This window comes from Nonlabens sp. Asnod3-A02 (assembly GCF_045063755.1).
Lineage (GTDB): Bacteria > Bacteroidota > Bacteroidia > Flavobacteriales > Flavobacteriaceae > Nonlabens > Nonlabens xylanidelens.
Map to the genome: position 1 here is coordinate 976999 of NZ_JBEFOC010000007.1, position 24612 is coordinate 1001610.

Genomic DNA, 24612 nt, shown 5'->3' on the forward strand with positions numbered 1-24612 from the left:
ATTTGCAGTTATTGAAAAACCATTGATGCGTCACTTGTTTCTTGTTATTTTGTTATGTTCCGCTTTCGCGAAAGCGCAAATAGGAGGAAAATCTACATACCAGTTCTTAAACTTGGTATCTGGAACAAAGCAAGCAGCTCTAGGTGGTAGGGTACTTACTGCTGTAGATTATGATCCTACGTCGGGAATCCTGAATCCAGCAACTATTAATCCTAAAATGGATAATCAGTTACAGGTCAATTATGTCAATTATTTAGGAGATGTAAATTATGGTACTGCTAGTTATGCTTATACCTGGGATAGACACGTGCAAACCTTTCATGCCGGTGTTACTTACTTAAATTACGGGAAATTTGATGGTTTTGACGAGCAAGGTAACTCTACCGGAGAATTCGGTGGTAGTGAGGTGGCCGTCTCTATGGGTTATGCTTATAATATACCGTGGTCTGACTTTTATGTAGGGGCTAACTTGAAATTCATTTCTTCAAAATTAGATATCTACACATCCTTTGGTGGAGCGGTAGATATAGGTTTCTTATATTATAATGAAGATAAGGCTATACGTGCAGCGGTAGTTGTACGTAATCTAGGGACACAATTTACACCTTATAATGAGATTTATGAAGATCTTCCTTTGGAGATATCGGCTGGTTTTTCTAATAACATGAAGTACCTTCCTTTAAGACTGCACGTCACTCTAGAGAATTTACAACAATGGAATATAGCCTTTGTTAATGAGGCAAACGCGCAAACAGATCTAGATGGTAATGTGACAGATGAGAAACCTGGATTTATTAACAATGCTTTGAGACATACCGTATTAGGATTAGAGATTTTTCCAGAACAAGTTTTTGAAGTACGTTTAGGATACAGTTTTAGAAGAGCCGAAGAATTGCGCATAGAGAACACGAGAGCTTTTTCTGGTGTGAGTGCTGGTTTTTCTTTAAAAATGAATAATTTAAGATTTAGTTACACGCATGCTAGGTATACACTAGCGTCACATACGAGCCTTTTTGGGGTTAATATAAATTTGCAATAAATGAGTAAGAAAATTACAATCGCTATAGATGGACATTCTAGTACTGGTAAAAGTACAGCAGCAAAACAACTTGCTGTAAAATTGCAATATGTCTATGTAGATACTGGTGCGATGTATAGAGCGGTTTCTTTTTACGCTTTACGCGAAAACTTGCTCGTAAAAGGTTCTTTAGATATTGAAAAGCTAGTTGAATCTTTACCAGATATTCATATCAGTTTTAAATACAATAAAGACACAGATCGTGCAGATGTGTATTTAAATGGTGAGAATATAGAAAAGCAAATACGCACGCTGGAAGTAAGTGGTATAGTAAGTAAAGTAGCAGAAATATCTGAAGTGCGTGCAAAGCTGGTAGAACAACAAAAAGCAATGGGTGAGGAGAAAGGTATCGTTATGGATGGCCGCGACATAGGAAGTGTTGTTTTTCCAGATGCAGAGCTTAAAGTGTTTATGACGGCAGCACCAGAAGTACGTGCACAAAGACGTTATGCAGAGTTGCTAGAAAGAGGTGATGACGTCTCCCTAGAAGAAGTGCTAGAAAATGTAATAGGAAGAGATCATATAGATTCTACAAGAGAAGATAGTCCGCTTATACAGTTGCCAGAAGCAAAATTATTAGATACTTCAAAAATGACGAGAGAAGAACAATTTGAATTGTTAGTCTCTTGGGCTGAGATTGCTGTTGAAAAAGCTTAGTTCTTTTTCTATAATCGCATCAAGCCATTTTAATTGCTCCTTTGGTGTTGCCTTTTTTGTCTCTAGGTTAACCTATTTCCGCTTGGTTAGAAAGTTATTATTCTAAAAACTTTAATTGATTAGAATTCTTGAGCTTAAATTTTTCATCTTTATTATGTCCAGGTGGGAAATTTGGGCTTTTAATACCGAATGGGCCTGAACCATTTTTCTTATAATAATATTCATCAGGATTGTCAGAGTATCGTCCTGCGCATAATAAATTGAATGTTGTAAATTTTCGATCTACTTTACATACTGAAATATCTATCCATACGGGAACTTTGTTTTTTCTACATAATATATCGACAACTTCGTTCTCATTAAGGTTGAAAAATCTTTTATCATTATCCTCTGGATAAAAATCAAACTGTTCCATAGCAGTATCATCATTTGAATAATTCAAAATAATATCATATCTAAAATCCGATTTTAATTTATCCTTTACAAATCTTTTTGCAAAACGATATGAAACAAAACTAGCTCCAAGCAATAGGTATAAAAACTCTGGTTTCTTCATGACTATTTCTTAATCACACTTTCATAAATCTGCACCCATTCCTGCGGTGTCATTTTTTGACATAATTCTGCAATAAGATCTAGTGGGATATTATCTACCTTCTTAAAGCGGATGCAACTTTTACCCATATCCAGTTTGTACTTAGAATGTTTGGGATATTCTTCTTTAAACCATTCCATCAATTGTGGATTTGCATAAATACCAGAGTGATATAAAGCGATAAAATTCTTTTGAGAAGCGATATTTATAAATGGTAATGGCGTCCATTCTTTACCTACGTGGTAACCTGGTTCATAAACTTCTTTAGGAACATAATAACCCAACATGCCATAAAGCATTCCTTCTTCAAATCCTGCAGGTAAGTTTTTAAGAACAACATCACGTAAATCACTTATAGGTTTTTTGCGCTCCTCCGGTAATTGGATTATGTATTCTTGCGGTGTGGTTGCAGTTGAGGTCATGTATTATCTTAAGTTGAGGTATTAAAGGTACTCCATCTATAAATAACCTCGCAGATAATGATCATACTTCTGGCTTTTAAGTCAATCATTTTACTCACCTGCGAGGTTTTATTTAAGTAATCTTAATCCTTGATTCCAATTAGGATCAACAAACGTTTGATTTTATTTAAATAGTATTAAATCTTTGATTAAAACTATACGAATAGAATAGAAACGACTAGTGATAATTAGTAAAAGGGGCTTTTGAGTGTTTAAAACACCGTATGCGATGAGTGAGTTTGTTATGAGTTCCGCTTTCGCGAAAGCGGAATTTTCAAATTATCTTTTTAATGTAAAATGCCCAGAAAGAGTCTTACCGTCTAATAATGTGATTTGATGCCAATAATCACTAGAAACTAATTCTTGCGAGTTGAATAATCCGTCCCATAAAAATGGAGCGCGATCTATTTTCTTAATTAATTTCCCATATCTGTCAAATATAGAGACGGTTGCTATCTTAGAAGTAGGATCTTCAATTAACCAATTATCATGAAAGCCATCTTGATTAGGTGTGAAATATTTGGGGATTATCAGTTCTAAATTGGCTGTTGTAAATGATGTAATATTACAATTTATGGCATTTCCTATATTGTTATATGGAATTATGGTAACATAAAGTGTTGTATTATCTGGGTAACTCTGTGGGTGATTATAGGTTACGTCATTTCCATTATCAAAATTGTCTACGATTTCATTACCACCTATTGTTGTTCCTATAGAAATAAAATAGCCCGTAGAATTAGGTGAGAAGTTCCAACTAATCGGCATGTTTATAGGAATATTTTCAGCATCATCTGCAGGTGAGATAATTGATGTACAGTTAGGTGCTGTTGGAATAATCTCTGTAGTGAAATTAGTTTCATTACAGCCAGTTGCGTTTCCTACCGCATTATAGGGTGTAATCGTTACGAAATAATCCGTGCCTTCTAGAAAATCCACTGGCGGATTATAAAACGTAGAATTACCATTATCAAAATTATTTAATATATCCGTAGCACCAGGTGTTGTTCCTATAGATAGTAAATAGCCAGTTGCAGTTGCTTCTGTATTCCAATCTATGTTAGTGTCTAAGGCTACATCAATATCATTGTCTGCAGGTGAGATAATAGAGTTACAATTAGGTGCTGAAGTAATAATTTCCGTAGTAAAACTAGTTTCCGTACAGCCAGTTGCGTTTCCAGCGGTATTATAAGGAGTTATTGTAACATAATAAGTTGTGTCTTCTAGAAAATCCATTGGCGGATTATAAGACGTAGAATTACCATTATCAAAATTATTTAATATATCTGTAGTGCCAGGTGTTGTTCCTATAGATAGTAAATAGCCAGTGGCAATAGCTTCTGCATTCCAATCTATGTTAGTGTCTAAGGTTACATCAATATCATTATCTGTAGGTGAGATAAGCGTTGCACAATTAGGGATTGCCTCAGCAGTTGTAAATGAAAATCCGTTAATGCAGCCACTCTCGCCAGAAATACTATTAAAAGCTTGTATCTCTACTAAAATTAATGTGTTAGCAGGGAGATCTGACATTAAGCTTAAAAAAGTCGCATTATTAATTGTTCCAGAAAAAATATTTGATGCTCCAGGTAAGCCTGTACCTATAAAAATTAAATAACTATCAGCATTAAAAGCAGGGAACCATGTAATTGTTTCATCCAGTGATACGTTAATTTGGTTATTTAATATAGATACAGGATGTGGACAACCGACAGGTAAAGTTTCAGTTGTGAAACTAGTTTCTGCACAGCCAGTTGCGTTTCCAGCGGTGTTATAAGGAGTTATTGTAACATAATAAGTTGTGTCTTCTAGAAAATCCATTGGCGGATTATAAGAAGTAGAATTACCGTTATCAAAATTATTTAATATATCTGTAGCGCCAGTTGTTGTTCCTATGGAAAGTAAATAACCAGTGGCAGTAGCTTCTGTATTCCAATCTATGTTAGTGTCTATGGTTACATCAATGTCGTTATCTGCAGGAGAAATAATAGAAGTACAATTAGGTACAAAGCTGTTAATTATAAGAGTGATTTCATTTCTTTCTAAAACTAGCTGTTGTCCATTATAAGGGCTCACCACTATATCGCTACTTACCTCGCAGTGGTAGATACCTGCATCAGTTGATTGTAAGTTGGTAATAATATATGTATCGTTGTCTGGAGCACCTGCGATGCTGTTACCATCTTTAAACCATTCATAATGATTTTGAGCTCCTGAAGCTGTAGTCGTCATTGTAACGTTACCTCCAGTGTTTGCATTAATAATATCTATAGTGTTAACTTTTTCTTGAGGTTCATTAGAATAAAATGGACTTACTGAAATATTATCTCTGTAGTAAATGTGCTCATTTTCAAAATCCCCAAATTGAAAACTGTTATTACTGAAAATATAATAGCTTAAACTAGGCAAGCCGGTAAGGTTAGGTAGTGTGCCAGAAAAATTATTGTTACCTATATCTACTATACTTAGATTGGGATAAGTATTAAAAGAATTTAAAATAGCGGGATCACTTAATAAATTTCCACCCATAGCAAAATAAGTCAGTGTTGTTGTGGAAGGAGGAGGTGTTAATGATGTTAATTGATTTGTAGAAAGGTTGATACTACGCATCAACGGATTGTTGGAAAAATCCATATTTATCAAATTGTTTCTTCGTATCCAACACCTGTTTAGAACTAGATTTTGTGATAAATCAACGGTAGTTAATTGGTTGCTTTCAAAACCTATATATTCGAGTAAAGGAGCTTGGGTAAAATCAATGTTTGTTATGTCACAGTTGTCAGCACTAAATTTTTCTAAAACAGGTTTAGATCCCATTCCGACTGAAGTGATTGGGTTAGCTCCTATATTAATTTCTTCTAGTGCTAGGTTAGAAAATAAATCTATTGTAGAAAGTTGATTGCCATTAATGAGTACTCTTACTAATGCTGTATTTAAAGATAGGTCTAAGGAGTTAAGAGTGCAATTAGCAGCTCTTAATAATTCTAACTGTATATTTAGTGAGATATCAAGTGCTGTAAGTGCGTTATTTGATAACGTTAAATCTGTAAGAGCAAGGTTATTTGAAAAATCTAGACTGGTAAAAAGATTATTGGATAAGTCTAAGTCTGTCAAGCTACTCAATATAGGTAAATTTAATGTGCTTAATTGATTTTGAGATAGATTAAGAATTTCCAGATCTGCTACTCCAGAATTAAAACTAGTGAATTGATTTTCTTCAATATTTAATTCAATAAGGTTGTTGTGAGTTGAAAGGTCTATCCCAGTCAGTTGATTATTAGCGGCATTTACTTCGATAATACTGTTAGGTAAAAGTAATGATGTGATTAAATTGTTAGAAACATTCAAATCTTCTAGAGAGCTAAGATTTGTTAAATCTAATGTAGTTATCATGTTACCTGTGCATCTTAACGTTTTGAGGGAAGTAAAGTCTTGTATACCAGATAAATCTGTGATGTTTCCTGTAGGTATATTTAGAACAGTTATAGTGTTTATGTTTGCAGTAGTGACCTGTCCATCTAGTATGTTATCATAACCACTATTGATTAACTCTTGCTCAAAAAGTATATCTGGTATTATCGTATTTTGACTGTAGCTAACTGTAAGGAACGTAGATATAAATAGTAGGATAAAGGCTTGTCGCATGTTATAATAGTTGAAGATTCAAAAATAATGAAGTTTTTGTAGTTCTTTTCTGATTGAAAGATAATTGAGGTATCTTTATGAGTTCCGCTTTCGCGAAAGCGGAATTAAAAAAAAGCTTTTATTCCTTCTTTTTCTTTTTAGATAGCATGATCTTGATTATAGATATTTTGCTAAGGGTTAAAACAATAATGAAAAAAATAACTACTATAAGAACCCAAATAGGCTGGTCAGACTTATAACCTGTAGTAAGACGTTGCACTACATAATAAATAAGTCCAGCATTCATACCTATCATGCCCAGCGGCATAAGAATGTAAATGAATATAAAAGCGGTGTATTCCATGCCGTTTATTCCTATAGGTATATAAAAAGCATAGGCAACGCCTATAAGTACGTAGCCTAGTAAGGACAATGACATGAGTAAGCCGGCTAACATCAGTACTACACTAGCTATCGATCTTGAGTCTAGGTCATTAGTTTCTTGATTATAAGAAACTGGGTGCATTTCTCCATTTTGATAAGGTTCTCCAGAGCTTATGTTTAATTCTCTAGTTATAACGTCTCCTTGATCCGTAGTAAACTGTACGGTAGGTGCGTACATGGTTGTAGTGTTCCCATCACTGTCTTCACTTTCATAGGTTCTTACATCAATTACTGTTGCTTCATACCTGTGATGTACCACGTTACCATAAAGTCCAGATAATGTTAAACTTAAAAATGTAAAAGAAAGCGCGCACATACACAGATAGACTAATGTGACATAACCCACCATTATGCATCCAGGCTTTTCATCAGGATCTTTATCGCTTGCCATGCGCTGCGCAATGCGGTATGCTATGTAGCATGCAACTAATAATAAAGTGATATAAATAGCTAGTCTCATGGTGTAAAAATAGAAGGTGGCAAGTTATAAAAAGGATTAAAAGGTAACTTAGTTGTAATAGGGTAAAACAAGTTGCTTTAAAAACTAGATTTTCATAGACTTAAGTATTGTTAATGATTAAAAAAGGATGTACTTTTGCAAACCCAAATCGAGAATAAGGAAACCGGTTGGGAATCAAATATTTATATAACTCTTCTTTAAAAGGTTCTATAAGTTTCCGCTACTTTTTTAGAATACAAATTTTAATCAGCAACCTATTATGGCTGAAAATCAAACAAACAAAGAGTGGGACGCTTCACAAGATGGTGTAGCAGACGCTCAAACTGAGAAAAAAACTCCAGTAATTACTTCTCCACAACAAGAAGATCCTGCTGCATTTCTAGACTCTTTTGACTGGGAACGTTATAGTGAAGGAATCGAAAAAGTTGATGAAGAGCAATTAAAGGCTTTTGAAAAATTAGTATCTGACAACTTTGTTGACACTATCGATACTGATGTAATTGAAGGTGTAGTTATCAAGATTACTGATCGTGATGCTATCATTGATATTAACGCAAAGTCTGAAGGTGCTATTTCTCTTAACGAATTCCGTTACAACCAGAACCTTAAAGAAGGTGATAAGGTTGAGGTTCTTGTAGATGTACGTGAAGATGCGACTGGACAATTGATCCTTTCTCACCGTAAAGCACGTCTTATCAAGGCTTGGGAACGCGTTAACAATGCACATGACACTGGCGAAATCGTAAACGGTTACGTTAAATGTCGTACTAAAGGTGGTATGATCGTAGATGTATTCGGTATCGAAGCATTCTTACCAGGTTCACAAATTGATGTGAAGCCTATCCGTGATTATGACCAGTATGTAGATAAAACAATGGAATTTAAAGTTGTGAAAATCAACCACGAATTCAAAAACGTTGTAGTATCTCACAAAGCGCTTATCGAAGCAGATATCGAAGAGCAGAAGAAAGAAATTATCTCTCGTCTAGAAAAAGGACAGGTACTTGAAGGTGTTGTTAAAAACATTACTTCTTACGGTGTATTTGTTGATCTAGGTGGTGTTGATGGACTTGTTCACATTACTGACCTTTCTTGGTCACGTATCAACCACCCTAACGAGGTTGTAGAACTAGATCAGACACTTAACGTGGTAATCCTTGACTTTGACGAAGATAAATCTCGTATCCAATTAGGTCTTAAGCAATTAGAAGCTCACCCATGGGAAGCTCTTTCTGACAAGATCAAAACTGGAGATAAAGTAAAAGGTAAAGTAGTTGTTATTGCTGATTACGGTGCATTTGTAGAAGTAGAAGAAGGAGTTGAAGGACTTGTTCACGTTTCTGAAATGTCATGGTCTACGCACTTAAGAAGTGCTGGTGACTTCGTTAAAGTAGGTGATATCATCGATGCTGAGGTTCTTACTATTGATAGAGAAGATCGTAAGATGTCTCTAGGTATGAAGCAACTTCACCCAGATCCATGGACTGACATTACTACTAAGTATCCTGTAGGTTCTAAGCACTCTGGTACAGTAAGAAACTTTACTAACTTCGGTGTATTTGTAGAACTTGAAGAAGGTGTTGATGGATTAATTTACATCTCTGACCTTTCTTGGACTAAGAAAGTGAAGCACCCATCTGAATTCTGTGCAGTAGGAGATACACTAGAAGTAGTGGTTCTTGAACTAGACGTAGAAGGACGTAAATTATCTCTAGGTCATAAGCAAACTATGCCTAACCCATGGGATAAGTACGAAGGTGAATTCGGTGTAGGAACAACTCACGATATTGAAATTACTGAAACTGTAGACAAAGGTGCTGTAGTTAACTTTAATGAAGATATCTCTGTGTTTATTCCAACACGTCACTTAGAAAAAGAAGATGGTTCTAAATTGAAGAAAGGTGAGAAGGCGCAAATCCAGATCATTGAATTCAACAAAGAATTTAAGCGTGTAGTAGGTTCTCACATGATTCTTCATAAAGAAGAAGAAGCTAAGAATGTACAACAAGCAGCTGCTAAGTCTGCTGAAGAGTCTAAGCCTACATTAGGTGATGCAAACTCTAAGTTACAAGCACTTAAAGATAGAATGGAAGGTAAGAACTAGTAATAGTTTTTAAATTCTAAACTTTAAAACCCTTATCAGTTTTCTGATAAGGGTTTTTTTATTTCTTTTTGTTTTTCGATTATAAAGATGCTGGTTGTGTGATAGTGCACAATTAAAATATAAATGTGGTCACGTATTTGATAGTTGGCCTTACAGATACGAAGTTTTTTAACCAGATTTATGCTTTTGTTTTGTGGTTAATAGGAGGCATTTTTATGTAAACTTCCTTTTTTATTTCAATAAATAAAATACAGACTTTAAGGACAGTTCAAAATACTTATCTTTGCTAGTATAGGCAGTAATTTTACTGCTATAATTTTGAAATTAAATTGGTTTCATGAGTCAAAAATTACTTCTCGACGCCGCAGCTCTGGATATTATACTTCACAGATTAGCTTGCCAATTAATTGAAAATCACGACACATTTGAAAATACGGCGCTTGTAGGTTTGCAGCCTAGAGGTAGTTTTTTGCTGAATAGACTTGCTGAAATTTTAAAAACCGACTATAAGATTAAAAACTTAAAAATTGGTTTGTTAGATATTACTTTCTATAGAGATGATTTCAGAAGAAATGATGAGCCATTAAAAGCAAATTCTACAGAGATTAATTTTTTAGTAGAAAATAAGCGTGTAGTAATTGTGGATGATGTGTTATATACTGGTAGAAGCATACGCGCAGCACTTACAGCTTTGCAATCTTTTGGTAGGCCAGATACTATAGAGTTGTTAACTCTTATCGATAGAAGATTTTCTAGACATTTACCTATACAGCCAGATTATAATGGCAGACAGGTAGATGCAATAAATAATCAAAAAGTAAAAGTGCTCTGGAAAGAGAATGGAGGAGAAGATGCTGTTTACCTTTTAAAAAATGAAGACTAATGAGTGAGTTGAGTGTTGATAATGTTTTAGGGATTAAATACCTTACCGTCGAGGATATCAATTTAATTCACAAAACTGCAGATCAGTTTAAAGAAGTGATCAACAGGCCTATTAAAAAGGTTCCTTCTTTAAGAGATATTACCATAGCAAATCTCTTTTTTGAAAACTCTACAAGAACAAAACTGTCTTTTGAACTTGCTGAAAAAAGATTGAGTGCAGATGTGATTAACTTCAGTGCGGCACAAAGTTCAGTTAAGAAAGGAGAGACCTTAGTTGATACAGTAAATAATATTCTAGCTATGAAGGTAGATCTAGTCGTGATGAGGCATCCTCATCCTGGTGCTGGAGTCTTTCTTTCTAAGCATGTAGACGCTAGAATAGTAAATGCAGGAGATGGCGCTCATGAGCATCCTACTCAAGCGTTACTGGATAGTTATTCCATAAGAGAAAAATTAGGTAGTCTTAAAGGTAAGAAAGTAGTTATAGTGGGAGATATTTTACACAGTCGTGTAGCGTTATCAAACATTTACTGTCTTAAGAAACTAGGAGCCGAGGTTATGGTTTGTGGTCCTGCGACTCTTTTACCTAAACATATTGAATCTCTAGGGGTGAAAGTAGAGCTTAATCTCAAAAAAGCTCTAGAATGGTGTGATGTAGCAAATATGCTACGCGTTCAAAACGAGCGTATGGATATTTCTTATTTCCCAAGTGTTAGAGAATATGTGCAGCAATACGGTGTAAATCGAGAATTGTTAGACAGTCTTAAAAAAGATATCGTAATCATGCACCCTGGACCTATTAATAGAGGTGTAGAAATTACAAGTGACGTCGCAGACTCTGATCAAGCTATTATTTTGAATCAGGTAGAAAATGGTGTCGCTATTAGAATGGCAGTTTTATATTTAGTAGCTGCAAAAATTAGAAGAAATGATTAGTGAAGAACACGATAAGTATATAGTACTAAAAGATGAGCGAGATGATATTAAAGATTTCGCTTCATTTTTAAACCGAATAAAAGACCAATTTACTGGTAAGAATGTAGTCGTAGATCTACTACAGTATGATAAAGCATCTTTAATGGATTTAATTTCCTTTTTAGAATTGAGTAATAATCACAGGGCTTCTAAGCAATCTTTTGTAATGGTAAATACTGCCATTTCTATAGATGAGATTCCAGAAGAGTTAATGATTGTGCCTACTATTCAAGAAGCACAAGATGTGATAGAGATGGAAGAGATTGAACGCGATCTAGGCTTTTAGATCTATTTGCCATGACGCTGCAGCGGTACCTTCTATTTGCTCTAAAACGCTATTTATAGCATTAAAACACACAATTTGAAATTAACAATACTTGGTTGTCACAGCGCAACACCTCGAGATAACGCACGTCCTACGGCTCAAATTCTAGAGATGAAAGGTCATTTATTTCTCATAGATTGTGGAGAAGGTACGCAAATGGCGTTGCGTAAAAATCGTATTAAGTTTGCTCGTATCAAGCATATTTTTATTTCACATTTACATGGCGATCATGTATATGGATTGATAGGTTTAATTTCTACATTTTGTTTATTAAGTCGTGATTCTGAGTTAACTATCTATGGTCCTAAAGGGATTAAAGATTTGATTTTAATCCAATTAAAGTTAGCAAAGGTATATACAGCTTTTGATTTACGCTTTCGCGAAAGCGTAGAAAACATCCCACAACTTCTACTAGAAGATGATTCTCTAACGGTAACCACTATACCACTGGAGCATCGCGTATTTACACACGGTTTTTTATTTCAAGAAAAGCCAGGTGACAGGCGTCTGGATATAGTCGCTTGTGAAGAATATGGAGTAGATCAGGCCTATTATCGTAAGGTGAAACAAGGTCATGATGTGACGTTAGATAACGGTGAAGTCATCGCAAATGAAGAGTTGACTATGGATGGTGATGAGCCTAAAAGTTATGCTTTTTGCAGTGATACGGTTTACAAAGAAGATATCGTACCGCAAATTACAGGAGTTACAGCTTTGTATCATGAAAGCACCTTTTTAAAAGCCCACGAAGATCTTTGCGATAGAACAAAGCATAGCACCGCAGAGCAAGCAGCAACTATTGCTTTAAAAGCGCAGGTAGGAACTCTTATTTTAGGACATTACTCATCACGTTATGGTGATTATGAGCTCTTCAGGTCAGAGGCGAGAGAAGTCTTTGAGAACTGTGAGCTAGCTATGGATGGAAAGGTGTTTGAGTTTTAGTAAAATTATTTACTATAAACAACAAAAGCCCAATCGCAAGATTGGGCTTTTGTTTGTTTAATATATTCTAAGAAAAATTAAATCTTCTTCATTTGCTGCTTCATCATTTTTATCTGATCGGCTAGCATTCCTTGTTTGTCTAGTTTCTTTGCTTCACTAAGTAGGGCAGTTGCTTCACGTTTGCGACGCTTCATCATAGAGATACCTGCTAGGTTTAATTTTGCTACTGCAAGATCTTGATCCATATTAAGGCCTAATGCGATAGCTTTTTTAAAGTATTTCTCAGCTTTGGTCATGTTTTCTTGAGAAATCATAAGACCGTGTAAATAGTTATAATAACCTTGTTGCTTTTGTACTAGAGCTGCTTCTGGATCTGTTATTTTATCTAACCATTTTTTTGCACCTGGGAAATCTTGCTTTCTCAAACGATTAAATGCAAGTAAAATCATTTCGTTTTTAAAGTAAAGAAATATGAAGATTCCTGAAAATAAGATTAAGAAAATTCCTGTAAGAATCTCGTTTCTAGTAAATTGATATATGGCATATGCTACAATAATAGCAGTGATAACCAGTTTGATGTTTTTGTTAAACATTATAGGTGTGTTTTGAAGTTTGCAAAGATAAGGATTTAAGGAGTTTTTGTTTTCAGGAAAGGGTAGTGTTTTATTCTGTAAATGGATATAACCTTTAAAAGTAAAGTGATTAAAGTCTTTTGTCGGTTACTGTAAATTCAAATATAAATTACCGTTTTTGAAGAGTAGAAGTAATATTATGTTTTAAACTATATACAATAAGATTGGATAGACAGAATAGTAAACTATAGTAAAGAGTCTTAAGTATAATAGTCTAGACAAGGAATAGATACAAAGCTATTGCTAGATAAGAACTGAAATGTTAGTTTTAAAATTTTATTCCTTAGCTATTAGATAGGTATTGATCTTATCATTATCTTTAAAGCTGAAAATGAAACTGATTAGGAATTAGTAGAAAAATATTTTCAAAAAAAGTGAATTTCCTGTTGTAAGTAAAATAAGAGTTGTTATATTTGCAGCCGATTAAAATCTAAGGTTTAAAGCCTTTTTATTATATAGATACAGATTTCAAGCTATGGCACAGAAAAGAACATACCAACCAAGTAAAAGGAAAAGAAGAAACAAGCACGGTTTCAGAGAGCGCATGGCTTCTGCAAACGGTCGTAAAGTTCTTGCTCGTCGCCGAGCTAAAGGACGTAAAAAATTATCTGTTTCTACTGAAAGAAGACACAAAAGATAATATGATTTATCTTTAATTATACTTTAGGCGTTAATTCATTAGAATTGACGCCTTTTTTTGTACCCTATTACCAAATTACCTAAGTCCCATAAAATCACTTTATAATGCCAAAAAGAAAAGACCTCAAATCCATTTTATTAATAGGTAGCGGGCCTATAATCATAGGTCAAGCGTGTGAGTTTGATTATGCAGGTTCTCAATCTTTAAGATCTCTAAGAGAAGAAGGAATAGAGACCATTTTAATTAATTCAAATCCGGCAACTATCATGACTGACCCTTCTATGGCAGATCATGTGTACCTTTTACCATTAACAACTACTTCACTTAAACAAATCCTTAAAGAGCACCCACAAATTGATGCTGTACTTCCTACTATGGGTGGACAGACAGCGTTAAACCTTTGTATTGAGGCGCAGGAAAAAGGTATTTGGGAAGATCATAATGTAGATATGATCGGTGTAGATATAGACGCCATTAATATTACAGAAGACAGAGAGAAATTCAGATTGTTGATGGGTGAAATAGGAGTAGGTATGGCGCCACAAGCCACTGCTACTTCTTTCTTAAAAGGAAAGGAAATTGCTCAAGAGTTTGGTTTTCCTTTATGTATACGTTCTTCTTTTACTCTAGGCGGTGCTGGTGCAGCTATTGTCCATAATGAAGAAGATTATGACGAATTATTAACCGTAGGTTTAGAGGTTTCTCCTATTCACGAGGTAATGATCGATAAAGCCTTATTAGGCTGGAAAGAATATGAATTAGAATTACTACGCGATAAGAATGATAACGTAGTCATTATTTGTACTATTGAAAATATGGATCCTATGGGAATCCATACAGGAGATTCTATTACAGTAGCTCCTGCCATGACGCTATCAGACCGCACTTTCCAGAAAATGCGTGACATGGCTATCCACATGATGCGTAGTATAGGTGAATTTGAAGGTGGATGTAACGTACAGTTTGCAGTAAGTCCAGATGAGAAAGAAGAGATTATCGCTATCGAGATCAACCCTCGTGTATCTAGATCTTCTGCACTAGCAAGTAAAGCGACAGGTTACCCTATTGCAAAAATTGCTACTAAACTAGCGCTAGGTTACACACTAGACGAGTTAAATAATCAAATTACCGGTAATACATCAGCGCTTTTTGAGCCTACTTTAGATTATGTAATTGTAAAAATCCCACGTTGGAACTTTGATAAGTTTGAAGGATCTGATCGTACTCTTGGTCTTCAAATGAAAGCCGTAGGAGAGGTAATGGGAATAGGTCGTTCTTTCCAAGAAGCACTTCATAAAGCGACACAGTCACTAGAAATTAAACGTAATGGTTTAGGAGCAGACGGTAAAGGTTATACGGATTATAATCAGGTGATTGAAAAACTAACTAACGCAAGTTGGGATCGTGTTTTTGCTCTGTATGATGCCGTAGCTATGGGTATCTCATTAGATAGAATCTTTGAGATTACTAAAATAGACATGTGGTACTTAAAGCAGTTTGAAGAACTCTTCTTATTAGAAAAAGAAATAGGGAAGTATGATGTGGGCACGCTTTCGCGAAAGCTACTACTAGAAGCAAAACAAAAGGGATTTGCAGACCGTCAGATCGCGCATATGTTAGGATGTCTCGAGTCAGAGGTATATAATTTACGTGAGGAAATGAAAATCAATAGAGTTTATAAACTCGTTGATACTTGTGCCGCAGAATTTAAAGCAGATACACCATATTATTACTCCACATTTGAGGCAGATATAGAAACTGCAGATGGAGAGCGCTATGTGCAAAATGAAAGCGTGGTATCTGACAAAAAGAAAGTAATTGTTCTAGGTTCTGGTCCTAACCGTATCGGACAGGGAATAGAATTTGACTACTGTTGTGTGCATGGAGTTTATGCAGCGCAAGAATGTGGTTATGAAACGATCATGATTAACTGTAATCCAGAAACGGTTTCTACCGATTTTGACACGGCAGATAAATTATATTTTGAACCTGTATTTTGGGAACATATTTACGACATTATACGTCATGAAAAGCCAGAAGGTGTTATCGTACAACTAGGTGGACAGACGGCTTTAAAGCTTGCTGAAAAACTAGAACGTTACGGTATTAAGATTTTAGGAACTAGTTATAAAGCTCTAGATCTTGCCGAAGATCGTGGGTTGTTCTCTGAAATGTTACTTAAGAATAACATTCCTTTTCCTGAATTTGCAACAGCAACTACACCAGCTGAGGCTCTTCAAGTAGCTGAGAAATTAGATTTTCCTATCTTAGTTAGACCTTCTTATGTATTAGGTGGTCAAGGGATGAAAATCGTTATCAATAAAGACGAGTTAGAAGAGCACGTTGTAGATATCTTAAAAAAGATACCTAACAATGTACTTTTATTAGACCATTATCTAGATGGAGCGATAGAGGCAGAGGCAGACGCAATTTGTGACGGAGAGAATGTTTACATTATTGGTATAATGGAGCATATAGAGCCATGTGGTGTCCATTCTGGAGATTCAAATGCGTTATTACCACCATTTAACCTAGGTGACCTGGTAATGCAGCAAATTAAAGATCATACAAAGAAGATAGCACTTGCGCTAGATACAGTAGGGTTGATTAACATACAGTTTGCGATCAAGGATGAAAAAGTATACATCATTGAAGCAAATCCAAGAGCATCTCGTACAGTTCCATTTATTGCCAAAGCCTACAAAGAGCCTTATGTAAATTATGCTACAAAGGTTATGTTAGGTCATAATAAGGTAACTGACTTTGATTTTAATCCGCAGTTAGATGGTTATGCGATCAAGCAACCGGTATTCTCTTTCAATAAGTTTCCTAACGTAGATAAACGTCTAGGACCAGAAATGAAATCTACTGGAGAAAGTATCTTATTTATAGACAGTCTTAAAGACGATGCTTTTTATGACTTGTACGCAAGACGTAGAATGTATTTGAGTAAGTAGCAGTGCTCAACCAAGCATTTTGAATTTATAAATCAAAGCCCTAAAAGTTTTAAGCTTTTAGGGCTTTTTAGTTTGTGGTTTCGCTTTCGCGAAAGATATACTAGTTCGAATACAGTCGATAAATATTATCATCACGAGATTATAAAAAGTTTTAATTTTCGTATTGTTAGTAAGAATTGACATGCCAACTATTCGTGTTTGCATAGTCTAAATCAGTTCCTGATGGTTTAATTTATTGAGTAAAGACTAATTAATTGTCTATATTTATGTTCAATTTTTAATAACTATGAAGATATACGATGGATCATTTAGTAGCGGTATAACGTTAGACCCAACATTAGTTCAAAGATATGAAGTTGGCACATTAGTGATTATTTCTTTTTTTCTAATTTACGTTTGTTTTAAGGTAAAAAAACAAACCTATGAGCAGTTTGTTGAATCAAATACTCCAAGACAGGATAAAGACTTTTCTTATCTTACTAAGGATATTTTAATGCAACCAAGAAGTTTTGAACATGAATTGAAAGGTAGTACTAAAGGTTTTTATTTTCCAATCATTTCTTGGAACAAATATTTTAATAATAGAGTTTACTTCTTCTTAATCATTGCTTTGATTTATTATTTGCTGTTTAAAGATATATAGTCTTAATTTAATAGTTTAAAATATTTTATATCCTAACTTGAAACCTAAAGTTAAATTAGGTCTTGTAAAATTGCCAGGTTCAATATAAAATCCTTCTATTAAAGTATCTTCATTATCTTCTGTAGTACTAATATTATCTAGCTCTTCTTGACTAATTCCAATTGCAATTGATTTTAAAAAACGGACTCCAAGACCTACATAGAAGTCCATTACAAATTTTTTACCTATTGATTTTGTTTCACCAAATTTGAGTGTATAAAGATTAGATTTTCTATTCATTGAATAGTTTTTCAAAAATGGTTCTTGGTTAGGTAAGGAAATCTGATCATCTAAACCAAAGGTGACGTCTTTATATTGATACTCTAAGGCGATGTAATTTCCATAAACGCGTTCTTGATTTAAGTAATATTTAAAGGTTGATTTGATTAAGTAACCAGTTTGTCCGCGTTTAAATTCGCCATCAATGTCTAAATAATGTCCGTATTCTAATCCAAGCGCATAATTTTTATAAAGTTTTATGTCAACTGTTGGACGAATTGATATACCATCAAAAACATCAATTAATGATAGTGGTGCGATACCTGCTATAAGATTGAATTCTTTTTGATCATTTTCTAATTGATTTTGAGAATTAATCAAATTAAAAGTCAAAAGTATTAAAAGTAAAATATGTCGTTTGTTATTCATTAATACTTCTTAAAACTCATTAATTAAATGTTTTCGAGATGGTAAAGGTTACGTAATTGTAAAATTAAATTATAGAGTGCTTCCTTCATTTTGAGTTACATAATCAGTTATTTGTAATAGTTGCCGCTCTTATTTCATCTACAATCCATCCATAAACTCTCCCTTTTTTATTGGTTTGATAGAATAAATTAAATCTTCCAACTATTTCTCTTTTGTTCAAAGGATTTTGAAGAACAGCGTTGAAATAAAGAGTGTTTGCTCTCACAAATTCAAATTTGATATTTTTAATAACGAAGTTATTCATATTAATTGTATCCGTTTTTTTTAAGTCGGTGTCCGAAATTTTAAAACTTTCTTTCTCTATATTTTGTACTAAAAGATATTTAGGTATATCTGCAATAGATATAGTGAAGTTACTGGAAATTAATTGATTGTTTTTGAATTGTCGTTGTCCAAATATTTTAATAAATCCTTTCTCATTCTCTATTTGTATTGGAAAAGAAGTGTTTATAGAATCTTTTGATATTCTAAGAGGTGTCGTTTCTTCCTTTTTAGTTGACTCAATATTTATAGACTTGTTGTCTTCTTGCTGTTTACATGAACTGGTCAAGGTTAATAATAGAATTACAAAAATGTATTTCATGATTTTTTGTTTTCCAAAATAGATCATAACGTATTATTTTTTTGAATCGTTATAGATTTTTTACTAATTGATTTTAGCGGAACACTAATGATCACGAACAGAAAAGCCAAAACGAAAAGTGTGTATTTCATATGTTATTCTTATTACTTTTCAACTTACCCAAAGTTGCTAAAACCCATTTTTTTTTGATCTCTGATATACTTTGATCTTTGTTTTCGTATTTTTTGTTTTCTAGAATAGGGATAAAACTTTTGTCATTCAGGTGTTCTATACATTCTAATACATGAGAAAGGTTATGATAAGGAATGCTAGAGAACTCCTTCTTTAAGATCTCACTAATATTTTTATCTTTTCTCTGGGCTAGTCCAGAAATAGCTTCAAGTCTAACACCTTGATCTTTATCTTTAACTCTATCCCATAAGGCAGTTCTTATTTTAGAGGTATCTAGTTCATTTTGACTGCCTAAACCGAAGGTGGCGTAATCCCTTATGTCAACATCTCGATCAGTTGATAATTTAATCAATGTATCTATTGCTTTATCTTTCTCTATTTTACAAAGTGTGTATGTTAGGCTATACCTTACGTATGCACTTTTGTGAGTGACAAAAGAGCAAAGAATATCAAGTTGTTGATTAGTAATGTTTTCATTATTCCAACTTATTCCAAATAGGGTAGATTCTATAACACGTTTGTTGGTCTCTGTTTTTAATAGATCAAAATAAATCTTTAGAGTTCTTTTTTGAAACAGCCTTGGATTAAAACCAAATTGAGATATAACATCGATCCCTATGATTTTCTCTTTATCTGAGCCTTTTTCTATTAATAATAAGCAACGTTTGTAAATTTCTTTAGTTTTACGTTTTCTTAGCTCACTGATATAATTCAAATAATTATTAGTTGACTTACTTATTTATAAGTCGGTCAAAAATCTTATTGGTGGGATATTGGGTTAATTTATTCACATACGACTTTATACTATTCATTAGCAATTTAATGATTTTTGATTTGTAATTTACACGCTTTCGCGAAAGCGAAACAACCATTATCTTTATTTCTTAAATCTGACTTATGAAAAAGATTCTATTTCTCACTATTATTTTTATTTCAACAACTGTATTTGCTCAAAAAGTAGATTATAAAGCACTGGACAAATACATTTCTCAAACACAAAAAGACTGGAATATTCCTGGATTGAGTGTGGGTATTGTTAAAGATGGTAAAATAGTCTTTGAAAAAGGGTATGGCCAGATGGATGTGAATGAAAACCGCAAACCAGATGAGCATACTCTTTATGCTATTGCAAGTAACACCAAAGCTTTTACGGCGGCAATAATGGCGCAATTGGTAGAAGAAGGCAAGGTGAACTGGAAGGATAAAGTACAGGATCACTTGCCTTATTTTGAGGTATACGACCCTGCAATAAGTAGAATGGTTACGGTAGAAGATTTATTGAGTCATAATGTAGGCTTAGGAACGTTTTCTGGTGATGGTATCTGGTATAAGTCAGAGTTGAGTACAGAAGAAGTAGTAAAGCGCATCAAGTTTGTACCGCAGGCTTATGATTTTAGAGCTGGTTATGGATATTCTAATTTAATGTTTATCACTGCTGGTGCGTTAATTGAAAAAGTAACTGATAAGAGTTTCAAAGAAAATGTTACAGAGCGTATTTTAAAACCTCTAGAGATGGATGATACGGTGGTGAGTGTCAAAGATTTTGGCAGCAATAAGAATGTAGCGACTCCACATGCTATGGATGCAAATAATAGGAATTACACGATTCCCTGGGTAGGTTGGGATAACGTGCAGTCTACAGGTGGTATTATTTCTAGTGTTCATGACATGAGTAAATGGATGATTCTTAATATGAATCATGGGGTTTCAAAGAAAAACGACACGTTATTCTCTGAGCAGAATCGCAATAACATGTGGAATTTACATAATAGCTTTGGGGTAAATCAAGTAAATCGCAATTCTACCGGTTCTCAATATGCTGGTTATGGATTGGGGTGGTTTCTTGGAGATTATCAGGGCAATTTTAGAGTGCGTCACGGTGGTGGTTATGATGGTATGATATCTACGGTACAAATGCTACCAGATGAGAACCTAGGTGTTGTAGTACTTACTAATGGGGTAAAAGCACCGACTAATGCTATTGCTTATTACGTCTTTGATCGTTTCTTAAATCGGGATAAGAAAGACTGGAGTAAAGAAATGCTAGACGGTTATGATAAATGGAAAGAGGGCGATACTAGAATAGCCGACAGAAAAGCAAAACAAGTTAAGGGAACGCAACCTACTTTAAAGAAAGCAGCAATTATAGGTACCTATCATGCTGATATTTATGGAAACTTTGAAGTAAAAGAAATGAATGGAGAACTTAAATTACTATGGGAACACACGCCATTATTAAATAGTACGCTCTCACATTTTAATTATGATGCTTATGAAATCCATTGGGACGAGCCGCAGGCATGGTTTAGTTTTGGAACTGTAAAATTTGAGAGTGATGCTTATGGTAAAGTTACTGGTATCACCTTTGACGTGCCTAATGATGACTTCTTTTTCAACGAGATGAATGCAAAAAGAGTAGAGTAAGTGTATTTTTAAATTGCTCAAAAAAAAGCCTGAATCAATTAGATTCAGGCTTTTTGTATAATAACGTTAAGATTATGTGATAATTAACAATTAGTTTTATTGAAATAAGTAGCTACAACCTGAGAAAATAAATATTATTTGATGGTTGTCATTTCAAGCTGTTATAATAAAATTCTTTAATTACACATTATGAAAAAAAATTACTCTTTTTATAGCGTTCTTACTGCTATCCCTATTACTTTACTTATTCTAGTAGGTTTTTCTAGTGGTCAACCAGGCAATTTTACAGGTTCACCAGGAGATGGAGGTGCGACATGTACACAATGCCACAGTGTATCTTCTGCAAACTTTGGAGGATTGGCTGCGCTTACAGGATTACCTAATGGTTATATGGCAAATCAATCATATAGCCTTAATTTAGATGTGCAAGGTTCTACTTCAACTAAAATAGGTTTTAATATCACTGCAGAACTTGCTGATGGAACTAAAATAGGATCTTGGACGCCAGGAACAGGAACTAGATTACGTACAGACTCTAATGGATTAACCCATAATAGTACAAGTACAGGAAGTGGACAAAATAGTTGGGATATGACGTGGACTGCTCCAGCAACTGATTTAGGTGCGGTAACTTTTTATTATGTTACTAATCAAACTAATAATAATGGATCAACATCTGGTGATCAGGTAACTACTGGTCAAAGTGGTGCTTTGCTTACTAATGGTGATGAAACATTTACTGCTTTTGAAATGTATCCAACACAAGTAACTTCTCTTTTAAATATTAATTTGTCTAATACAGATAATGGAACTTTAATGATTTATAACATGACTGGTAGTAAAGTAAAAACTTTTAAATTAGATCGATTAAATCAATTGAACATGTCAGATCTTACTTCAGGTATTTACCTTGCTCAATTAGTGGTTGATAATAAAATTTCTGTAGAACGATTTATTAAACAATAGAATCTGATTTTTAAAAAAATAGCCGTTCTATTTATTTAGGCGGCTTTTTTTCTTTTATGTGCAACAGATGATAATTCTACGTAAATTGATACTTAGATCTCTTCAAGTATTCTTATTTTAATAAGGAATCTATTTCTGTTGCGCTATCGTATTAGTTAAATAGTACACTTTTATTTCTAGGTGTATCCCAACTTTTTAATAGCCGAAAATGCTTTGTCTACCGTATCATTTTCCACGAGTACACTGAACTCGTTTGTGGTAGAAATAACCTCATGCAATGAGATTCCTTCCCATGCAAAACGTTTAAATATTTGATAATATAAACCAGGAACTTGAGTGTTATTTTCTGGTAAAGCAATACTTATGGCGCTTAAATTGTCTTGTGTGCTCGTCATGATCTCATCGGCAAATTGAGATTGTATTTTTTCCTTCTCACTCATGGATATAACCAGGTTACTTTCATGTATTCCTTTAGAAAATCCATAAAAAATAGTTGTGTTTATGGACTCTAGAATCTTACTATGACTTAAGAATAAAGTGCTAGAATTTTTAAAAGTAAAATCTACAAGATTAGATCGTACCGTTATATCGCCTAGATTATTTAAAATAGACTTTAAGTTATTAGAATGCCTCAAATCTTTGGGCGGATTGTAACGTCGCAACGCCATCATAATGGCACCAGTTTTCACTGGTTTTCTAAGCATGCCACTTATGGGCTCTTGTAATTCTTCTGCTAGGGCAGAGAAATTAATGATGCGTCTAGATAATGCTTCTTCTAGAAATGGTTGAGTAACTAAAATCTCTTCAACACAATCTGCTATGGTTTTCATATTGTTAACTATTTAACAGCTTGTGCAAAATTAAACTAATTTTGTTATATTTTTTCTTTTACCATAGGAGTGGCTGTATTTTTACCTAAAAATTAATAAAATGCTAGTTTTAAAATTTGGTGGTACTTCAGTAGGTTCTGTAGAAAACATGACTCATGTAAAAAACATCATTAATGATGGTACTAAGAAAGTGGTGGTACTATCTGCTATGTCTGGTACTACAAATGCTTTGGTAGAAATATCTGAACAGATACGCTTAAATGAAAAAGAATCTGCACTTATTCTTATACAACAACTGGCTAGTAGTTATCAAAGTACTATAGAGCAATTATTAAATGATAGTGTGCTTATTAAGGAATCTCAAGAATATGTAAATGATGTTTTTACAAATTTAATAGAGCTTGTAGGCTCAGAGCATACTACATTGATTTATAATCAAATAGTTGCTCAAGGAGAGCTATTGTCTACCTTTCTATTCAGTAGATTTTTAAAGCAAGAAGGTATTAACGCTGCATTATTACCTGCTTTAGATTTTATGCGTATCGATAATAATGACGAGCCAGATTCTTTTTATATCAAACAAAATCTAGATAGGATTTTAAATGAAAATAGTGAGGCAGATATTTACATTACTCAAGGCTTTATATGTCTAGATGTTCAGGGTAATGTATCTAATTTACAACGAGGTGGTAGTGATTATACAGCTTCTATAGTAGGAGCAGCCATTGAGGCAGACGAAGTACAAATATGGACGGACATCGATGGTTTCCACAATAACGACCCTCGTTTTGTAGAAAATACGACTGCTATTTCAAACATATCTTTTGATGAAGCGGCAGAGCTTGCTTATTTCGGAGCCAAAATTTTACATCCTCAAACGGTTATACCTGTAAAAGATCTCAATATTCCCGTACGTTTAAAAAATACCATGTCTCCAGATTCTTATGGTACTTTAATAACGCATCATGTTCATGGAGAAGGAATCAAGGCTATCGCGGCAAAAGACGGCATCTATGCCATTAAGATAAAATCTGCAAGAATGTTACAAGCGCATGGTTTTCTTAAAAAAGTATTTGAAATTTTTGAAAAATACGAGACCTCTATAGACATGATTACCACATCAGAAATAGCTGTTTCTCTTACCATAGATAATCCATTACATCTGGATGCTATAGTAGAAGAACTAGAGAAGATAGCTAGTGTAGATGTAGATCAAGGTATGAGTATCGTGTGTCTGGTAGGTAACAATATTATTTATCATGAAGACACACCACATTTATTTCAAGTATTACAAGATGTACCTGTACGCATGATCTCATATGGTGGTAGCAATAATAATATATCATTATTGATCAATACAGATCAAAAATTAAATACGTTACAAAAATTACAAGGCTATGTATTTGAATCCCAACAGGAAAAAGCTGTTGCCTATTAATTATAATAAACAGAGTTAGAAGTAGGTGTTTTTT

General features: G+C 34.0%; 22 protein-coding genes. 13 read left to right on the top strand and 9 right to left on the bottom strand.

Features of this window, described 5'->3' with window-relative positions; genetic code table 11:
* Positions 1-25 precede the first annotated feature (25 nt).
* Together porQ and cmk are read left to right on the top strand one after the other, a co-directional pair.
* Complete coding sequence (porQ, locus tag ACJJVN_RS07780; protein ID WP_104515155.1) at positions 26-1039, top strand: type IX secretion system protein PorQ; 1014 nt, start codon at positions 26-28, stop codon at positions 1037-1039.
* Positions 1040-1735, top strand: coding sequence for a (d)CMP kinase (cmk, locus tag ACJJVN_RS07785; RefSeq protein ID WP_405368951.1), 696 nt, complete (start codon positions 1040-1042; stop codon positions 1733-1735).
* Between the two features lie 97 nt (positions 1736-1832).
* On the opposite strand, the gene ACJJVN_RS07790 is transcribed toward cmk, so the two are convergent.
* The 4 genes from ACJJVN_RS07790 to ACJJVN_RS07805 all read right to left on the bottom strand — a co-directional run bounded on the left by ACJJVN_RS07790 (position 1833) and on the right by ACJJVN_RS07805 (position 7319).
* Entirely contained in the window at positions 1833-2291 is a 459-nt protein-coding gene (locus ACJJVN_RS07790; protein WP_405377709.1) for a hypothetical protein, read from the bottom strand.
* 2 nt (positions 2292-2293) lie between these two features.
* On the bottom strand, positions 2294-2752 hold the full coding sequence (locus ACJJVN_RS07795; protein ID WP_405377710.1) for a DUF1801 domain-containing protein: 459 nt from the start codon (positions 2750-2752) through the stop codon (positions 2294-2296).
* A 318-nt stretch (positions 2753-3070) separates the two neighbouring features.
* Positions 3071-6436, bottom strand: a complete 3366-nt coding sequence (locus tag ACJJVN_RS07800) for a T9SS type B sorting domain-containing protein (protein ID WP_405377711.1) — start codon at positions 6434-6436, stop codon at positions 3071-3073.
* A gap of 118 nt (positions 6437-6554) precedes the next feature.
* Positions 6555-7319, bottom strand: a complete 765-nt coding sequence (locus tag ACJJVN_RS07805; RefSeq protein ID WP_405377712.1) for a DUF3592 domain-containing protein — start codon at positions 7317-7319, stop codon at positions 6555-6557.
* A gap of 259 nt (positions 7320-7578) precedes the next feature.
* Between ACJJVN_RS07805 and rpsA the strand changes: the two genes are divergently transcribed.
* From rpsA to ACJJVN_RS07830, 5 genes are all read left to right on the top strand, one after another.
* A complete protein-coding gene (gene rpsA / locus ACJJVN_RS07810; protein WP_104515149.1) occupies positions 7579-9423 on the top strand; it encodes a 30S ribosomal protein S1 in 1845 nt (614 codons plus the stop codon).
* Positions 9424-9760: 337 nt separating this feature from the next.
* Complete coding sequence (gene pyrR, locus ACJJVN_RS07815) at positions 9761-10306, top strand: bifunctional pyr operon transcriptional regulator/uracil phosphoribosyltransferase PyrR (RefSeq protein WP_405377713.1); 546 nt, start codon at positions 9761-9763, stop codon at positions 10304-10306.
* Positions 10306-11241 carry an aspartate carbamoyltransferase catalytic subunit gene (locus ACJJVN_RS07820; RefSeq protein WP_104515147.1) on the top strand — a complete coding sequence of 312 codons (936 nt, stop codon included), beginning with the start codon at positions 10306-10308 and terminating at the stop codon, positions 11239-11241. The genes pyrR and ACJJVN_RS07820 overlap by 1 nt, the downstream gene beginning before the upstream one ends.
* Complete coding sequence (locus tag ACJJVN_RS07825) at positions 11234-11566, top strand: ribonuclease Z (RefSeq protein WP_405377714.1); 333 nt, start codon at positions 11234-11236, stop codon at positions 11564-11566. Before ACJJVN_RS07820 ends, ACJJVN_RS07825 begins: the two co-directional genes overlap by 8 nt.
* A gap of 75 nt (positions 11567-11641) precedes the next feature.
* The gene (locus tag ACJJVN_RS07830; RefSeq protein WP_405377715.1) at positions 11642-12547 is read left to right on the top strand and encodes a ribonuclease Z; all 906 of its coding nucleotides are present in this window, start codon (positions 11642-11644) and stop codon (positions 12545-12547) included.
* A gap of 77 nt (positions 12548-12624) precedes the next feature.
* Here ACJJVN_RS07830 and ACJJVN_RS07835 read toward each other — a convergent pair whose 3' ends face one another.
* Positions 12625-13140 carry a hypothetical protein gene (locus tag ACJJVN_RS07835; RefSeq protein ID WP_104515143.1) on the bottom strand — a complete coding sequence of 172 codons (516 nt, stop codon included), beginning with the start codon at positions 13138-13140 and terminating at the stop codon, positions 12625-12627.
* A gap of 514 nt (positions 13141-13654) precedes the next feature.
* Here ACJJVN_RS07835 and rpmH point away from each other — a divergent pair.
* The 3 genes from rpmH (at position 13655) to ACJJVN_RS07850 (ending at position 17419) form a co-directional block, all read left to right on the top strand.
* Entirely contained in the window at positions 13655-13819 is a 165-nt protein-coding gene (gene rpmH, locus ACJJVN_RS07840) for a 50S ribosomal protein L34 (RefSeq protein WP_082438615.1), read from the top strand.
* A gap of 104 nt (positions 13820-13923) precedes the next feature.
* Positions 13924-16776: a carbamoyl-phosphate synthase large subunit gene (gene carB, locus ACJJVN_RS07845; protein WP_104515142.1), complete on the top strand. Its 2853-nt coding sequence runs from the start codon at positions 13924-13926 to the stop codon at positions 16774-16776.
* A gap of 286 nt (positions 16777-17062) precedes the next feature.
* On the top strand, positions 17063-17419 hold the full coding sequence (locus tag ACJJVN_RS07850) for a hypothetical protein (RefSeq protein WP_405377716.1): 357 nt from the start codon (positions 17063-17065) through the stop codon (positions 17417-17419).
* A 15-nt stretch (positions 17420-17434) separates the two neighbouring features.
* On the opposite strand, the gene ACJJVN_RS07855 is transcribed toward ACJJVN_RS07850, so the two are convergent.
* The 3 genes from ACJJVN_RS07855 to ACJJVN_RS07865 form a co-directional block, all read right to left on the bottom strand.
* Complete coding sequence (locus ACJJVN_RS07855) at positions 17435-18106, bottom strand: hypothetical protein (protein ID WP_405377717.1); 672 nt, start codon at positions 18104-18106, stop codon at positions 17435-17437.
* Positions 18107-18209: 103 nt separating this feature from the next.
* A complete protein-coding gene (locus ACJJVN_RS07860; protein WP_146080382.1) occupies positions 18210-18749 on the bottom strand; it encodes a hypothetical protein in 540 nt (179 codons plus the stop codon).
* A gap of 127 nt (positions 18750-18876) precedes the next feature.
* Positions 18877-19635 carry a hypothetical protein gene (locus ACJJVN_RS07865; RefSeq protein ID WP_405377718.1) on the bottom strand — a complete coding sequence of 253 codons (759 nt, stop codon included), beginning with the start codon at positions 19633-19635 and terminating at the stop codon, positions 18877-18879.
* A 182-nt stretch (positions 19636-19817) separates the two neighbouring features.
* Here ACJJVN_RS07865 and ACJJVN_RS07870 point away from each other — a divergent pair, with 182 nt between their 5' ends.
* Both ACJJVN_RS07870 and ACJJVN_RS07875 read left to right on the top strand, forming a co-directional pair.
* Entirely contained in the window at positions 19818-21344 is a 1527-nt protein-coding gene (locus tag ACJJVN_RS07870) for a serine hydrolase (protein WP_405377719.1), read from the top strand.
* Positions 21345-21533: 189 nt separating this feature from the next.
* Positions 21534-22310, top strand: a complete 777-nt coding sequence (locus ACJJVN_RS07875) for a choice-of-anchor V domain-containing protein (protein ID WP_405377720.1) — start codon at positions 21534-21536, stop codon at positions 22308-22310.
* A gap of 176 nt (positions 22311-22486) precedes the next feature.
* On the opposite strand, the gene ACJJVN_RS07880 is transcribed toward ACJJVN_RS07875, so the two are convergent.
* Positions 22487-23140 (bottom strand): hypothetical protein, encoded by a 654-nt coding sequence (locus ACJJVN_RS07880; protein ID WP_405377721.1) that lies wholly within the window; start codon positions 23138-23140, stop codon positions 22487-22489.
* A gap of 100 nt (positions 23141-23240) precedes the next feature.
* On the opposite strand from ACJJVN_RS07880, the gene ACJJVN_RS07885 reads away from it, so the two are divergent.
* Positions 23241-24578 (top strand): aspartate kinase, encoded by a 1338-nt coding sequence (locus tag ACJJVN_RS07885; protein ID WP_405377722.1) that lies wholly within the window; start codon positions 23241-23243, stop codon positions 24576-24578.
* Positions 24579-24612: the final 34 nt, after the last annotated feature.